8 protein-coding genes and 1 pseudogene are annotated in these 16,951 nt (G+C 43.1%); all 9 read right to left on the bottom strand.

All coding sequences use genetic code 11. The features are described from left to right. Nucleotides 1-234: 234 nt before the first annotated feature. Nucleotides 235-411, bottom strand: coding sequence for a hypothetical protein (locus tag HUW48_RS24750; RefSeq protein WP_182413473.1), 177 nt, complete (start codon nt 409-411; stop codon nt 235-237). Nucleotides 412-648: 237 nt separating this feature from the next. After that, a complete protein-coding gene (locus HUW48_RS24745; RefSeq protein ID WP_246343615.1) occupies nt 649-1,755 on the bottom strand; it encodes a metallophosphoesterase in 1,107 nt (368 codons plus the stop codon). Nucleotides 1,756-1,883: 128 nt separating this feature from the next. Continuing rightward, complete coding sequence (locus HUW48_RS24740; RefSeq protein ID WP_246343613.1) at nt 1,884-2,849, bottom strand: glycerophosphodiester phosphodiesterase family protein; 966 nt, start codon at nt 2,847-2,849, stop codon at nt 1,884-1,886. 50 nt (nt 2,850-2,899) lie between these two features. Continuing rightward, nucleotides 2,900-3,499, bottom strand: a pseudogene (locus tag HUW48_RS24735) (histidine phosphatase family protein). Next, nucleotides 3,492-3,965 (bottom strand): FGGY-family carbohydrate kinase, encoded by a 474-nt coding sequence (locus HUW48_RS24730; RefSeq protein ID WP_182416515.1) that lies wholly within the window; start codon nt 3,963-3,965, stop codon nt 3,492-3,494. The pseudogene HUW48_RS24735 and the gene HUW48_RS24730 overlap by 8 nt, the downstream one beginning before the upstream one ends. Before the next feature lie 182 nt (nt 3,966-4,147). Then, on the bottom strand, nt 4,148-8,920 hold the full coding sequence (locus HUW48_RS24725; RefSeq protein ID WP_182413472.1) for a T9SS type A sorting domain-containing protein: 4,773 nt from the start codon (nt 8,918-8,920) through the stop codon (nt 4,148-4,150). Between the two features lie 356 nt (nt 8,921-9,276). Continuing rightward, nucleotides 9,277-9,492 (bottom strand): hypothetical protein, encoded by a 216-nt coding sequence (locus HUW48_RS24720; protein ID WP_182413471.1) that lies wholly within the window; start codon nt 9,490-9,492, stop codon nt 9,277-9,279. A 736-nt stretch (nt 9,493-10,228) separates the two neighbouring features. Then, nucleotides 10,229-14,719 (bottom strand): T9SS type A sorting domain-containing protein, encoded by a 4,491-nt coding sequence (locus HUW48_RS24715; protein WP_182413470.1) that lies wholly within the window; start codon nt 14,717-14,719, stop codon nt 10,229-10,231. Nucleotides 14,720-15,413: 694 nt separating this feature from the next. Beyond that, nucleotides 15,414-16,682, bottom strand: coding sequence for a dicarboxylate/amino acid:cation symporter (locus HUW48_RS24710; protein WP_182413469.1), 1,269 nt, complete (start codon nt 16,680-16,682; stop codon nt 15,414-15,416). Between the last annotated feature and the right edge of the window lie 269 nt (nt 16,683-16,951).

The raw sequence follows: 16,951 nt of genomic DNA, 5'->3' as shown, positions 1-16,951 counted from the left end.
TACATATTAAAGCTCACTTTTATAGCATTTTGAGCTTAATAGCTAAGCTAAAAGCAGGTGGTAATATTTGCTTTATACTTAAATATAGGTATTTAGCCCAGAATTAGTAATAAAATTCTAAGTTTATTTGAAATTTGGTAGATATCTACTCATTTAAATTCCGAAACAGGTTTATCAAAAAACAAAGCCAGATAACATTGTTGCTTTCTGGCTTTGTTGAGGAACTAAGATCAGTTATTTATTCAAAACCAATCCCTGCTGATAGCGTTGCCTAGGCGTTTGCAGTTGAAGGAAGTGCAAACCGGCAGCTTTGTTAGGAGCTTGCAGTTTTGCTTTATACTTCTGATGGGTTTTCGCTTCGCCCTGAAACAAAGTAGTGATTTCTCTGCCCTGACTATCGTACACTTTCACGTCAGTTAGCTATGTTTGCGGTAAGGTTTGGTTTACGAATGGATTGGTGAATTAGGATAAGCCTGGAGTAAATTTACTTTTTATTTCTTCCTTTGGCCTGGCCATTGCTTCTCGGACTGCAATGGTAGAACGGGTAAGAGGCGCTACATTCACTACCCAATAATCATTATCAAATTTAATAGTAGCTTCCGATTTATTGCCAAAAATACCTGAAGAAGAGTAATCCCCTAGAATATACTATTCTGCTCCATCTAATTCAAAAGAAAATTCATCATAAGGGGCCGTTCGCCAGGCAAATTGCTGGGTAGTAGGCGAAATGGCGAAAAAAGGCGAGAACGTTTTTACTTTTACTGTTTTACCATCAGGCAAAAATTCCAGAATACGCAGCCAGCCATCGCCTCCATTGCCATACCAACCACCGCCCATGGCCTGGGCATTAAAAACCATTTGCTGCACCTTTTTTCCACCGGCATTGGTATCTGTCCGGAAAGCGACGTGTGCCCTAGGGTCATCCGGAGCGCCAATGTGGCCGGCTAGTACCAATTGAATATTTTTAGAAGGCTGCACCAGCTTTTGCCAGATAGCGGCTCCATAATTACCTTCGGTTATAGCATAATTTTCTTTTACTGTATGCTCATTCTTAGCGTTCAGGTAAGAATGGGTTAATATAATTACTTTATGCTTCTTATATTTTTCCTGGTTTACCACTTGCTTTGCCCAAGCCAGAATAGTATCCCGGGGAGCAAATTCTAAAGTAATAATTAAAAATTTCTTGCCGTGGGGAGAAGTAAAATCAAAAGCTGCATTTTCCAGAGTAGGAATTTTTTCGGCGTTTTGTGCCACTTCCCGCACCAGTTTTTGGGTTTGAAAGTTTTTATCAATCGGGAAGTATTTGTTAAAATTAGTATTTCGGGTGCTAATGTTAGCGTAGCCATAATCGTGATTACCCGCTGCGGTAATAAATGGTACGTGCCCATCCAGCTTGTTAAAAGAGCGGGCCACCGATTCCCATTGCAATTTACTGGGTTGGTTTACTTTGGTACCATCCGGATTAATTATTTCGTTTTGTTCCACTAAATCCCCGGTGCATAGTACCAGTTTAATATTTAACGGGTCAATATTTTCCTTTACCCAGGAAGTCATTAATTCCAGGATAGGCTGATTTCGTTCAAATTTTACATAAGACTGCGGGTCCGGAACCAGAATCATGGACCAGGAACCGGGCGTGCTTAAGGCCGGAGCTACGTATTTTTTCTGCGCGCAAACGGATAAGGAAAACAGTACGAAAATAACCAGGCTAATCTGAAATCTAGCGTTCATCTTTCCTAAAGATATATTTACCATTTAAAATTAATTTTAATTAAATTATTCATTCAGTTGGTAAAATAGAATTATAAATTCTAAATCAATCAAAAAAATAGAACTATCACCTTATATATTCTTAAATTTAATCTTTTACCACAACAAAATTTTTACTGGGCCGGGGTACTCCGGTTAAAGTATTTCGCTTTTTTACTGGCTTTAGGTAGCTGCTCCTGAATAGCAGCGGCGGCTTCAATAGGTAAATCTGATTCCAGCACATCGGCTCCCATGGTAAAGGTTTGCTGGTAGGCTTGTTTGCGGGCTTCGGGATCTTTTAATTTGTCGTAGGTAGGGGCCGCCGAAATCATGCACATTACGCCGCGGGCATGCAACAAATCATACATTTCTTTGTTTTCGGGTTTGTTTTCCGGCCCTACGTAGGCCATAATACTCGACCAAGGCACGCCGGCTTTTTCGTATCCTTCCAGTTCTTTTTTTGTTTTCACGAAAGCCGAGAACATGACACCCGGTATATTATCATAGTAATATTTAGCTTGTTCGGGCGTGTGCACGGTCAGCATCACGTGAGCGGCGGCGTTGTGTTTTTTTAATATTTTCATCGTGGTAGCCAGGGGTACGTCTTTTTTATCCAGGTTAATAATGGTTTTGCCTTTACTCCAGGTAATTACTTCGTCTAAAGTAGGGATGCCGTATGCCGTTACGTTGCCTTCGGGGTCTTTTAATTTAAATTGCTTTAACTCTGCCCAAGTATAATCCGATACTTTGCCGGTGCCGTTGGTAGTCCGGTTCAGGGTGGCATCGTGCATTAATACTACCACACTGTCCTTGGTGAGGCGCGGATCTATTTCGAAAAAAGCCGGGGTATGGCGTAAGGTATTTTCAAAAGTGGCAATGCAGTTTTCGGGAAAACCTTTGGTAGTGCCACCCCGGTGCCCGCTAATAATTGGTACATCCTGACCAGTATACTTAAAAAAGTCATGTAGTTCCCGGGTATTTTTAATTTTTAAAGTTTGCAGCGGTGCTTTTTGCTGGGCATAGGTTTGATGAAACATACCGGCAAACAACATAGCCCCTACTAAACCACTCGCATAACGCTTACCGAAAAAGATTTTCATAAAAGATTTCATGGTATTTTCTGACTTAAGGCTCCGGTTAAGAAATGAGCTTATAATTTACTATTTAAGTGTACCAGGTAAAGTTCACCGGCCGCATCCAACTCAAACATGGTAACAGACGAATTATCGATTACCAGTTGGCGGTAGTTTTTTACCGGCATACCTAACTTGTAAGCTAAATAAAAACGGTTTACCCCGTTGTGGGCTACTACCAGAATATTACCCGTGGTACGGTTCTGCTGCAACGTTCGATAAAAATCATCTACCCGCTTAATTACTTCTCCCGCCGACTCGCCGGTGCCGCCGGCTTTGGTTTGGATAGGGTCTTCGCACCAGTTTTGCCAGAGCGGTTCATTTTCCGGGATAAAAACTTCTTTTGGTTTTCCTTCTCATTGTCCGAAATCGGCTTCAATCAACCGTTCATCCGTTATTACGTTTTGGCCACCGCTGGCAATGTAAGCCGTACGGTGCGCCCGCTCTAAGGGCGAGGAATAAACCGCAGCAAAATCAATATTTTTAAGTTGATCGGCGGCCAGATGCGATTGTTCTAAACCTTTACTGGTTAAGGGCAAATCGGTGCGGCCGCAGTAACGGTTGCCATCGGCATTCCAGGCAGTTTGGCCGTGCCGCAGTAAATAGATATTAAGCATAATGGTAATCAGTAATGTATTTTTTCTCCTGCAAAAGTTGCAGAAATTTACCGTAACTTTTTTGATAGCTTGCGCTAAGGTAAGGGGTAAGATGCACTTCTTTTTCGATTTGCTTTAAAGCTTTGGTAGCTTCGCCCATAAAAGTAAAATACGTTTTGGAAGCTGCAATTATCGCGGCTCCCACCGCCCCCGTAACGTACCTCCTATTGTAGATAGGCAAATTTAACACATTGCTGCGGATGGTAAGCCAGGCATCGCTGTTACTGGCCCCGCCCGCCATGTATATGGCTTTTACTTTTTCGCCGGAAAGTTGCTGAATTATTTCAAAGGCATAGCGTTCTATATAAGCCACTCCTTCCATATTTGCCACAAAGCGTTCCACGGGAAACAATCCGTCTGGTTCAAAGCCGTGGGCATGGGGAGCAATAAACGGAAAACGTTCTCCTTCCTGCCGTAAGGGATAAATTTAGCTTAGAATCATTGATAGAATTTTAAGTTTATTTGAAAGTTGGTTAGTAAAAGAGCATAATACTTTTTAAGTTAATTGAGTAAATATCCACGCTATTGAAGCCTGAGCTAGATTTATCAAAAAAAACAAAGCCAGATAACATTGTTGCTACCTGGCTTTGTTGAGGAATTAAGATCAAATTATTTATTTAAAAGTAATTTTTGTTGCTGGCGCGTAGTAGGTGTTTGCAGTTGCAGGAAGTACAAACCAGCGGGTTTATTACCGGCTTGCCATTTTACTTCATACTTCTGATTGGCTTTGGCTTCGCCCTGGAACAGAGTAGTAATTTCCCAGCCCTGGTTGTCGTATACTTTTACATTGGCTGGTTGCGTCTGCGGTAAAGTAAAGCTTATTGTTACTTTTTCACCGAATGGATTGGGGTAAGCCTTCAACAAGTTAAGCCTGGTTTCCTTTACCGGATCCGTTACGGGCTGCGCTTCTCTGGCGGCAATAATAGGAGTAGTTTCCGGGGCTACTTTTACCAGCCAGTAATCGTATTCGCCCTGACTAGGCTGTTTCCTATCGCCGCTTGCGCCTGAAAGGGATTTACCTGCCAGCAGGTAGCCGCCATCATCCGTTTGAATAACGGCTCGTAGTTCTTCCACAGTACTACCGCCGAAGCGTTTGTCCCACTGGTACATGCCATCCGCATCGGTTTTCACGATCCAATAATCGCTGCTTCCCTGGCTATCTTGGGTTTTATTGCCGCTCTTACGGGAAGCCGACATACCTGCCAGCAAATATCCGCCATCCTGGGTCTGGATACTGGCCCGGACTTCGTCGTCAAAGTTACCACCAAAACGCTTGTCCCATATCTTACCGCCGGTGCTATTTATTTTCAAGAACCAGAAATCTTTAAAGCCCTGGCTGTCCCGGGTTTTATCAGCACCCACTGGTGAATCGCTCTGACCTGAAATAAAGTAATCGCTTTTGCCACTCCGACCTAAAGAATAGGCTTCGTCCTGGCCGCTGCCCCCGTAGGTTTTATCCCATACTTGGTTGCCATTTTTATCTACCCGCACCAGCCAGAAATCACTGCCGCCCCGGCTTACCTCACTCTTGTTGCCGCCCTTATCCGATAAAGAACTACCCCCCAGCAGAAAGCCACCGTTGGATGCCTGCACGATGCCAGTTAACGTTTCATTTAACGTACCACCGTAAGTTTTGTCCCATAACTGCGAACCGGTACTGTTAACCTTTACAATCCAGTAATCCAAACCGCCCTGGCTTGCCTGACTTTTGTTACCACCGGCCGGAGAGTTGCTGTAACCCGCCAAGATATACTCGCCGGTAGAGAGTTGAATTACTTTTTTGAGTTCGTCGTACCCTGTGCCACCGTAACGTTTATCCCATTGTTTCGCTCCAGTGTTGCTGATTTTGACAATCCAATAATCCCGGTCACCGCGGGTAGCCTGCGTTTTATCACCACTGGTGCCTGAGAGGGAAGAACCCGCCAGTAAATAGCCTCCGTCTTGTGTCTGAATCACCCGGTTTAGGTAGTCATCGCCGCTTCCGCCATAACGTTTATCCCAAAGCTTCTTGCCATTCGCATTGGTTTTTACAATCCAGAAGTCGTTCTTGCCCCGGCTGGCTTGGGTTTTATCCCCGCTAATACCAGAAGGAGAATAGCCCCCGGATAAGTAACCGCCATCTGCCGTCTTGATAACGGAAGTTAAAACATCGTAGCCGGAACCACCATAACGCATATTCCAGGCAGAGTTATTGGAGGAGGTTTCGTCTTTTATTTCTACTACCCAGTAGTCAGTTGGCGAAAATTCAAAGTTTATATTGGTGGTATCCCGGGGAGCTTCGCTTTTATCGCCCCCAATACCCGATTCGGACGAGCCACCCAATATATAATTCCCCGATGAACTAACAGCAGCGGCCGACAGGAAATCGTAGTTAAAGCCACCCAAAGTTTTGTCCCACTTTTTAACGCCTTGGGCATCAATTTTCACGGCCCAATAATCCACTAATTCATAATCCATTTTTCGGACGTCTTCGCTCTTGTCAGCACCTTTTCCAAAATCAGAATCACCGGCCAATAAGAAACCGCCATCCGGAGTAGAAATAAGAGATCTAAGGTTAGCACTGCCCCCGTATATGGTGTAAGTACTATCAACAAATTGGAGAGTAGACGTTGTAAGACCGCCAGCGTAAGTTTTATCCCATTCTTTATTTCCCTGGTCGTTTATTTTTACTACCCAATACTTTCTGAGGTTGGCATACTTATCACTCAAATTATCTTCACTTTTTTCGGCTCCTGGTTCTGTTGTAGAAGTACCTCCCAGTAAGAATCCGCCGTCCGGTGTGGTAATCAGCCCCGAAAGCACCGATTCGCCATAAGTAGTTACATTACAGTTAGTAGTGCACCAAGGATCAGTGTAAGTGCCTTTAATACCGCTATAAGCTTTGTCCCATACTTTGGTGCCGGTTGGCTTAATACGAACTACCCAGTAATCGGTTAAGGCCCGCTTTGCCTGGGTTTTATCGCCACTATAGCCCGAAACCGAAGAACCACCCAGCAAATAATCGCCGTTGGTTCCAACGGCCAAGGCAGCCAGATTATCTACGCCTACTCCACCAAGCGTTTTATCCCAGAGTTTTTTTCCGGTTTCATCTAATTTAACTACCCAATAATCTATTCCACCCCGAACGGCTTCACTTTTATCACCAGAAATACCGGATTCGGAAGTACCACCTAATAGGTAACCACCATCGGGGGTGGCGATTAAAGCCGTAAAAATATCTTCGTTCGCGCCGCCAAAGGTTTTATCCCATTGCTTGTTTCCATCGGCATCTATTTTCACGACCCAAAAATCGGCATCTCCCCGATTGGCTTGGGTTTTATCGCCGGAAATATCTGATTCGGAAGTACCACCCAGCAAATAACCGCCATCGGATGTTGCAATAATAGCTGCCAATTTATCCTGGTAGCTGCCGCCATAACTTCTATCCCAAAGCTTATTTCCTAAATGGTCCGTTTTTATGATCCAGTAGTCCTTTGAATTTCCCTGGCCGGCATGGCTTCTGTCACCGGACTTACCCGAGTTTGAAGTGCCGCCCATTAAATAGCCCCCATCGGAGGTAGCAACCATGGCAGTAAGTCTATCCTCGTATTTACCCCCAAAAGTTTTTTCCCAACCCTTGCGTACCAACGATGGCTCCATCACCAAAAAGGTTTGGGTGGCTTCTGCTGGTTTATAGGTGTCATTGCCGGCCTGACGGGCTTTTACCGTAACTTTACCTACTCCTGTTAAAGTAACAATATTACCTTTTATGGTAGCCGGCCCGGATACAATGCTAAAAGTAACGGGTAAGCCAGAACTAGCGGTGGCAGAAATGGTGAAAGACGCATCGCCGAAAGTTTTATAGGTAATAGGGGCAAAGGTAATATTCTGGTTAAGGTTAGTACCGCGGTTATCGATTTTTACTACCCAGTAATCGGAAGTGCAAACAGTAGAGGTACATTCACCGAGTTTAGCCTGGGTTTTATCATTACTTTTGCTTGAATTGGAAGAACCACCTAATATATAGTTACCATCAATGGTCTGTTGCAAGGAAGATAAATAATCGCCGGCGTTCCCACCAAGTGTTTTATCCCATACCTTACTACCTGTAGCGTTTAGTTTTACTACCCAAAAATCGTTCGGATCATAAAATGTTTCGGATCTTTTAAATTTTTCAGATTTATCTCCACTTATATCTGAATCGGAATAACCGCCTAAAATATAACCACCATCCTTGGTCTGCTGGATAGCGCGTAGATAATCGTCGTTTCCACCCCCAAGGGTTTTATCCCATACTTTACTACCCGCTCCATTAATCTTTACCACCCAGTAATCCCGGGTAGGATCACCTCCGCTATTAATTCCTCCTTTTCTGGCTTGGGTTTTATCGCCGCTCTTATCGGAATTAGAAGAGCCGCCCAGGATATATCCACCATCATTCGTCTGTTGCAGAGAACGTAGTTCATCATTGTTTTCCCCGCCCAAAGTTTTATCCCAAGCTTTCTTGCCATTGGATGTTAACTTTACTATCCAATAATCGGAGGAGTTAAAATTAGCCGCTTCTTTATTATCTTCGGTTTTATCGCCGCTAATGTCAGACTCGGAAGAGCCACCCACCAGGTAACCGCCATCGTTGGTTTGCTGCACCGAACTAAGCTTATCTCCCCTGCTTCCGCCAATTGTATTATCCCATGCTTTGGTGCCATCGGCTTTTAGCTTTACTACCCAGTAATCACCGGTATCTGTATCTTTCGTTCCAATTGTGTTTTCAGATTTATCTCCTGATTTATTAGATAGCGAAGTGCCACCCACAATATAACCGCCATCGCTGGTCTGCCGAATTAATTGTAATTCATCTCTGCTATCTCCACCAATGGTTTTGTCCCATAATTTATTACCGTTGGCGTTTAGTTTTACAATCCAATAGTCCCCCGTGAGAAATTCAATATTATTCTTATTATCCCGGTTAGCTTCTGATTTATCGCCACTTTTGCCCGAGAAAGAATATCCACCTAAAATATAACCACCATCGTTGGTTTGTTGCAATGAGGTTAATAGGTCGTCTTTGTTCCCGCCAAAGGTCTTGTCCCAGGCTTTGGTACCATCGGCTTTCAGCTTTACTATCCAGTAATCACTCCCCCCTTTTTTGGCCGTAGTTTTATTGCCGTTAATTCCCGATTTAGACCAACCGCCTAAGATATAGCCGCCGTCTTTTGTTTGCCGGACAACGGTTAATTGATCTTCCGATTTACCCCCAATGGTCTTATCCCAAATTTTATTCTGGGCATAAGTTGCTACTATACAAGTTAGGTTAAGAAGTAAAATGGCGCCTAGTGCGCGCCACCAATGAGCGGTTACCCGGTTCTCTGAAACCAGGCTACCAGGAGATAAATGTATTTTCATGGGAAGTAAAAATTTAAATAATGAAGTAGTGGAATTAGTTGGTGAATGTTCTTTAGCGCAATGGCTAATTAATTAGAGACCTGGTAAATGTAAATAGTTGGCTTCCATGTTCCTATACCTAAAATTGGGTATTTTTTAAAGTATTTTATTATGTTTTAGCTAATTAGCAGATTAATCGAACCCGATGGAATAACAAATAATCCGGAAAGTAAAACCGGTTTTGTCTAAGAAATTATACAAAATAGGCTACAACGCTTTTGTTATTTTTTTAAGGAAAGTACCAAACAGAGCTTTTGTTATAGTTGGTACTCTCCTTAAATTATTCCCATTTATTTAGTCAAGAACAGTTTTAGTTGCTAACACGTAGTAGGAGTATCCTGATTTGCTTCGATTTTATCCCCCGATTTTCCGGATCGGGAAGTTCCGCCTAACATGTAACCGCCATCACTTGTTTGCTGAACGGAGTATAAAGCATCAAACTGATTACCACCAATAGTTTTGTCCCGGATTTTTTCCTGGGCAAAGAGTTTAACTGGGTGAGTTAGAGTAATGCATAAAAAAGTAAAAGTCACCTATTTTTAAGTGGATTTACTTGGCTTAGAGGAGGTAGAAATATTTTCATAAATTTTGTAAAGTTATTTTTTAATAAAATACTGTATTTCAGGAAGAATTACTAAAAGTGGTAAGTATTAGCATAGATTCAGGATTATGGAGATATTTATATTTTTGCCATTACTTTGTTCCTTCTTAGAGAGGCGATATATTATAGGAGAGCTTCTACTTTTAAGTATTTATATGGGGCTCCTTATCAGGTCAATAATTTTTAGTAAGCAAGTGTTATTCTAAATTAGAACCTAACCGGAATTAGCTGAATTACTAAAGTTTCCGTTATCCAAAAGTTTTTTCTTCTTATTTTAATCTTAAACAATTGCCATAGAAACCTGTGCCTGTTTAAACAGATACCTCCTCAACTTATACATTCCTTGAAGAGTTAAATTGTTACCTGGTTTGAGTGAATATTTTGTGAGAAAATTTCTAAAACGGGAACCAGGGCTGTTGAGCAGTTACCGGACGATTTTAATAGTGTTCTTTTTACCCGGAATTCAACAAATAGAAGAGGAACATTACTAAACTAGTAACCAGCTAATCCGGGAAAATAACAATCGGGGCTTTTCGCCATCATTGGTGTAAGAAACAACAGATTGATTGCCACACAACCAGCGCGAACAATCTTCTTGATTTTACTTAAAAGTTAAAGCCGGTTAGAAGATTCTCTAACCGGCTTTAACTTTTAGGATTTAGGTGCCATTACTTAGTTAAAAGTAATTTTTGTTGCTGCCGAAGCGTAGGCGTTTGTAATTGTAACAGGTACATGCCCGTAGCCTGTTTATTAGCTGGCCAGCTTATTTCATACGTGTGCTGGGCTTGCGCTTCTTCGTTAAACAAAGTGCTAATTTCGCGGCCCTGGCTATCATAAACTTTTAAGATAGTCCTTTGCGTATCGGGTAAAGTAAAGCTAATGGTTACCTGCTCTTTAAACGGGTTGGGATAAGCCCGCAGTAAGTTTAGCGGCACTTCTTTTTCCGGAACAGAAATTTCCGTAGCTTCTCTGGCTGCTACCATAGGAGAAGTTTCGGGCGCTACTTTTACTAACCAGAAGTCGGTACCGCCTTGGCTGGGCTGGGTTCTGTCGCCACTTACCCCCGAGTCGGACTTCCCGGCTAAGAGTAAACCCCCATCGCTGGTCTGGATCACAGCCCGCAGTTCTTCTGCCCCGCTGCCGCCGTAGCGTTTGTCCCACTGGTACATGCCATCTTTATCGGTTTTTACAATCCAGTAATCACTACTTCCCTGACTATTTTGCGATTTATTTCCGCTTTTGTTGGAGAAAGACTTACCTGCTAACAGATATCCTCCATCGCTGGTCTGTACACTGGCCCGTAGTTCTTCATCTAAGGTTCCGCCAAAACGTTTGTCCCAGATTTTCGCTCCGGTGCTATTAAACTTAATAAACCAGAAATCTTTACCTCCCTGGCTTCCGCGGGTTTTATCCCCACCCGCCGGTGAATCACTTTGGCCCGAGATAAAGTAGTCTTTGCCGCTCCGACCTAAAGAATAGGCTTCGTCTTCGCCGCTGCCCCCGTAGGTTTTATCCCAGAGTTTGTTGCCGTTCTTATCCAGACTAATCACCCAGAAATCGCTCCCTCCTCGGCTTACCTGGCTTTTGTCGCCGTTCTTTCCCGACCAGGAATGGCCCCCCAGTAAAAAGCCGTTGTCAGGCGTTAACACAATGCCGCTTAATATTTCATCGGAACTGCCCCCATAGCGCTTGTCCCATACCTGCGTACCGGTGCTGCTAATTTTGATAATCCAGTAATCGTACCCTCCCCGGCTCGCCTGGCTTTTGTTCCCGCCAGCCGGGGAGTTGCTGTAGCCGGCTAAAATATATTCGCCGGTCGAGAGCTGAATTACTTTTTTGAGTTCGTCGTAGCCGCTGCCGCCAAAGCGTTTGTCCCATTGCTTTACCCCGGTATTACTGATTTTGACAATCCAGTAATCCCGCCCGCCCCTACTCGCCTGGGTTTTATCGCCACTGATTTCAGAAAGGGAAGAACCGGCCAGCAAGTAACCACCATCCGAAGTTTGAATAATACGGTTGAGGTATTCCTCCTGAGAGCCACCGTAGCGTTTATCCCAGAGCTTTTTACCGGCCGCATCACTTTTGACTATCCAGAAGTCGTTCTTGCCCTGGCTGCTTTGCGTTTTATCACCACTCACGCCCGAGTTCGTGTAACCGCCGGATAAGTACCCGCCATCAGAAGTTTTTATAATAGCCGTAAAGCCTTCGTTGCCGGTGCCGCCGTAGCGCAGGTTCCAAGCATCGGAAACAGGTGCCGTTAAATCTTTTACTTTTACCAGCCAGTAATCCTGATTTCCCCGACTAGACTCACTCTTATCCCCCCCTATTCCCGATACCGACGTGCCCCCTAGCAAATACTCATTCTCTGAAACAGGCAGAATAGCCGCTAAAAAGTCATTGTTTAATCCTCCAATTGTTTTATCCCACTTCTTCTGGCCACTCCCGTCAATCTTCACTACCCAATAGTCATACAATCGCTGATCAATTTTTTCGGTTTCGATGTCGCGTCTGCTATTTTCACTTTTGTCCTTACCTATGTCTGAATCAGACGTACCTGCCAGTATAAATTCGTTATTTGACGTTGGAATTATTGATTTAAGCTCCGAATCACCGGTATAGTAGTAAGTCCCATAATCATTGTACTCAAACTGATGGATTCCTCCATAAATTTTATCCCACTTCTTATTTCCTTGCCCGTCAATCTTTACTACCCAATAGTCTCTTAATCGAGCCGTTTCTTCATAATCATTCCACAATAAATTTTCCTCACTTTTTTCCCCGCCTTTATCGGCGTTAGATGATCCGGCAAGCAAAAAACCTCCATCTGTGGTAGGTACTAACCCGGAAAGAATGGAACTACCAAATTCCACTTGGCAATCGTTACCCATTCCAGGGTCGCACCATGTTTGTGAGTACAAGTCCTTAACTCCGCCATAGGTTTTGTCCCACAGTTTAGAACCATTCTCATTTAAGCGGATTACCCAATAATCTTGCATTCCGCGCAAACCTTGACTCTTGTCGCCGGAAATACCCGAAGCAGAGGAGCCACCCAACAGATAACCACCATTCGAAGTATTAATCAGAGCAGCGAGATTATCATTTTTATTACTCCCATAGGTTTTATCCCATACTTTCTTACCTAAAGCATCTATTTTTAAAATCCAAAAGTCAGTATTGCCTTTTCCTGCCTCACTTTTCTCGCCACTCCTACCCGAAGCTGATGAGCCACCCAGCAAATAACCCCCGTCCATAGTAGACAACAGTGTTGTTAAGTTATCGCTATTATTACCACCGTAAACCTTATCCCAAAGCTTTTTACCCGTGCCATCCACTTTCACCAGCCAATAATCGACTCCTCCCCGGCTAGGCTGACTTTTATCCCCACTAATACCAGAGTCGGAATACCCCCCCAGCAAATAGCCTCCATCGGCAGTAACGATTATAGCGGTCAGATTATCCATACCGCTCCCCCCAATAGTTTTATCCCACAACTTCTTACCTTGTTTATCGGTTTTTACGATCCAGTAATCCTGATTTCCTTTACTGGCTTGGCTTTTATCGCCCGATGTACCTGAATCGGAAGTTCCACCCAGCAAGTATCCGCCATCGGCTGTTTTAACCATAGCCGTAATGCCGTCGTTCCCCGTACCGCCGTGGCGCAGGTTCCAGGTAGCAGGATTGGATTCTTTTATTTTAATCACCCAATAATCAGTAATGCCCTTCGGGAAATCACTCTTATCTCCTCCTGAATAGGAACTGGAAGTACCTGCTAGCACATAACCGCCATCCGAAGTAGAGCGTATTGCCACCAGTTCATCCGAGTCGTTCCCTCCATAGCTTTTATCCCAAAGCTTACTTCCATTCTGGTCAATCTTGATAAACCAATAATCATTATCCCCATATCCTACCTCATGCCTATTATCTTCACTCTTATCATAGCCTTTACCCGAACTGGAAGAACCTCCTAGAAGGTAGCCTCCATCCGGAGTAGCCTCCAAATCATTAAGAATCTCCCGGTCTTTCCCCCCCAAAGTTTTATCCCAAATTTTGTTTCCGTTTGCATTGATCTTTATAACCCAATAATCAGTAATGCCCTTCGGGAAATCACTCTTATCTCCTTCCCTGCCAGAAGCAGATGTACCACCTAATAAATACCCACCATCAGCCGTAGCAATTATATCTGAAAGATCATCATGTTCCCCACCCCCAAAAGTCTTGTCCCAAAGCTTTTTACCATTGCCATCGATTTTTACCACCCAAAAGTCAGAGGGATAATCACTTTCAGGGGAATCCCTGGTTCCTTCCGTTTTATCACCACTATTACCGGATGTAGAAGAGCCTCCGACTAAATAGCCTCCATCAGAGGTAACAAGGATACTTTTAAGATAATCATCTGAAGTTCCTCCTAAGGTTTTATCCCAGATTTTCTTCCCATTCGGATCAATTTTTAGCAACCAATAATCATTTCCTCCTTTGTTAGGTTCACTTTTGTCTCCTTCTTTATCGGTTTGAGAATACCCTCCTACTAAATAATTTCCATCTGACGTAACTACTAAAGAAGTCAACTTCCAACCCCCATCATAAGTTTTGTCCCAAATTTTATTACCTTTTCCATCTATCTTTACTACCCAAAAAGCATACAGATCAAGGGAGCCTCCTAGTAAATAGCCTCCATCGGGAGTAGCTACCACTTCCTGAAGTTGGTCAAACTTAGTGCCGCCCGCAAAAGTTTTATCCCAAGTTTTATTACCTTTACTATCTACCTTCACTACCCAATAGTCCAGATCACCCTCATTCTCGATTGGATTACAATCCCCTTCGCTATCCTGGGTTTTATCTCCTCCTTGTTGGGAATCGGAAGATCCGCCTAATAAATAGCCCCCATCCGGGGTTCGTATTATCGTGCGCAGGGAAGAAATACCCGTATCACAAATTCCCACTCCCTCTTCATCCGTTACTACACTTCTTATACCCCCATAAGTCTTGTCCCACTGCTTTATGAGCTGCGCGGACGCTATAAACTCAAAATTGACGACAAAAAGTGAAACAAAAGTGATTTTCAGCAACAAGTTACTGCCAGGCAGATTTCCCTTGATTTTAAAGAAATAGAGTTGATACCATTGAATATGGTGGAGAAGAGAAGGTAAAAGCTTTTTCATACGCTTTGCGAAAAGTGTTTTAAGTAAAAGTTTGAGTTAGATAAATGGATAGCCCAAAAGGAGCAGAGGAAAAGTTAGCTGGTGCAATTTTATTTTGCCAGCCAGTGGAAGAGCTTTAAACTAAAAGGAAGAAATAAGCCTATTCCAACAGAAGGCTGATGTAATTTCTCGCATCTTTTATGCTCAACTTTAGCTAAGATGCTAGTAAACTGGAATGCAAGAAAACCAACAGTGCTTACTTACATTAAAAATCTCCAGGAAAAGGAATAAGGTTCAGGGTAAAATGCCTTTTTTAACTAATAGGAACTCGGGGATTGAGCGGGGATGCTTACTTCTTAGATGTAATTGCATTCTCTGAGAAGGGAGGCTTAGAAGAGAAAACAGTACGAAATTTATTCTATTCTTCTGTTGAATAAAAGCTTTTTCCATCATGAGGTAGTGTTAAGTAGCTGAAATGAATATTTCCATTCCGCGGATTTATCTATACATCTGGCAGATAGGCAAATTGTTACCTTAAAATATAAAAAATTTTATTAGAATATTTACAAATATGAGTTCATTTTTGTTAGTAGGAATAGAGAATAAATTAATCTTCCTATTTAACAGCTATTTAGTAAATTTTTAAAAGCAAACAAGATTCTGCGAGTATATCTGCCCGTGCATATTTCCTAAAACTTCCTCCACACTATTCTCGCTAAGCCAGTACTTCTTCCTCCGAAACCACACCCGAGAAAGCTAGCCGCTGCTTTATTGGGTCGAACTCGTTTTCGCTTTTAGCAATAACAATAGTGGCTACGCCGTTGCCGATGATATTGGTAATGGCCCGGGCTTCGGACATAAAGCGGTCGACGCCGAGCAATAAAGCCAGTCCTTCCACGGGAATGATTTTAGTAGCGGTAATGGTAGAGGCCAGCACAATAAAACCGCTGCCGGTAATACCCGCTGCTCCTTTAGAAGTAAGCATAAGAATGGCAATAACGGTAGCTTCCTGCGCCAACGTTAAATTAATACTAAACACCTGAGCCAGAAAAATAACAGCAATGCTCAGGTAAATACTCGTGCCATCGAGGTTAAAAGAATAACCGGTAGGTACCACTAAACCCACCACCGACCGGGAACAGCCTAACCGCTCCAGTTTGCGCATTAATTGCGGTAACGCCGACTCCGACGACGAGGTACCCAATACCAGCAGAAGTTCTTCTTTTATGAATTTTAAATACTGCCACAAACTTACTTTGTAGTACGCCATAATTAAGTTGAGCACCACGAAAATGAACAAAAACATGGTTAGGTAAACCGTGAGCATAAGTTTGCCCAAAGGCAGTAAAGTACTAATTCCGTATTTGCCTATGGTAAAGGCCATCCCGCCAAAGGCACCCAGCGGGGCCAGTTTCATAATCATGGCCAGAATCCGGAAGAAAACCGCGGATAATTTTTCGAAAACAGAAATAATAGTGGGAGCGGCTTCGCCTACCCGGGTAAGTGCCACCCCAAATAATACTGAGAAAAAAAGCACCTGTAAGATATCGCCCTGGGCAAAAGCACCTATTACCGTAGAAGGTACAATATGCGTAAAATACTCTACCCAGTTAATTTCGGCAGCTTGCTTGGTATACGTACTGATATCGCCTTTCGCCAGCGCCGATATGTTAATGCCCGCACCGGGTTTTAAAGCATTAGAGGCTACTACCCCAATTATTAAAGCAAACGTAGTTACTACTTCAAAGTACAATAATGCTTTGCCCCCTACCCGACCCACTTTTTTAAGATTACCCATGTTGCCAATGCCCAATACAATGGTTAAAAAGATAATGGGTGCAATTACCATTTTAATCAGGTTAATAAATACCTCGCTGATAGGGCGGAGTTGAGCAGCGGTTTCCGGGAATAAAATACCGGTAAGGATTCCTAAAAAAATAGCTAGTAAAACCTGAAAGGTAAGGTTCCGGGAGAGTCGACGCATATACTGGTAGCTGTTTTCGCGTAAAAGATAAGCAGAATTACCGGAAAGATTGATGCTGACTAGATAGAAGGTAAAGGTCAGATTTAGGAAAAGGCGATTAAGGCAATTGCATCAAGTTAGCTAGCTAAGAACAAAACCCAACTCCCCCGCTTACAACAGCCAGTAAGCACCTTTTAAAAGAGCTTTATACCAGAAAATAGTAAATAAAAGAGGAATAAAACTTAAATTAGAACCAAGCTGAAGATACATACATAAGTACCTGGACAAAA

The sequence above is a fragment of the Adhaeribacter radiodurans genome (assembly GCF_014075995.1).
GTDB lineage: Bacteria > Bacteroidota > Bacteroidia > Cytophagales > Hymenobacteraceae > Adhaeribacter > Adhaeribacter radiodurans.
Note: the sequence above shows the minus strand (reverse complement) of the source record. Positions and strands in the feature narration are given on the sequence as shown.

Coding starts and splice junctions, on each gene's coding strand:
- HUW48_RS24745 (WP_246343615.1), bottom strand. CDS start 1,755: ATGGTAAATATATCTTTAGGAAAGATGAACGCTAGATTTCAGATTAGC.
- HUW48_RS24740 (WP_246343613.1), bottom strand. CDS start 2,849: ATGAAAATCTTTTTCGGTAAGCGTTATGCGAGTGGTTTAGTAGGGGCT.
- HUW48_RS24725 (WP_182413472.1), bottom strand. CDS start 8,920: ATGAAAATACATTTATCTCCTGGTAGCCTGGTTTCAGAGAACCGGGTA.
- HUW48_RS24715 (WP_182413470.1), bottom strand. CDS start 14,719: ATGAAAAAGCTTTTACCTTCTCTTCTCCACCATATTCAATGGTATCAA.
- HUW48_RS24710 (WP_182413469.1), bottom strand. CDS start 16,682: ATGCGTCGACTCTCCCGGAACCTTACCTTTCAGGTTTTACTAGCTATT.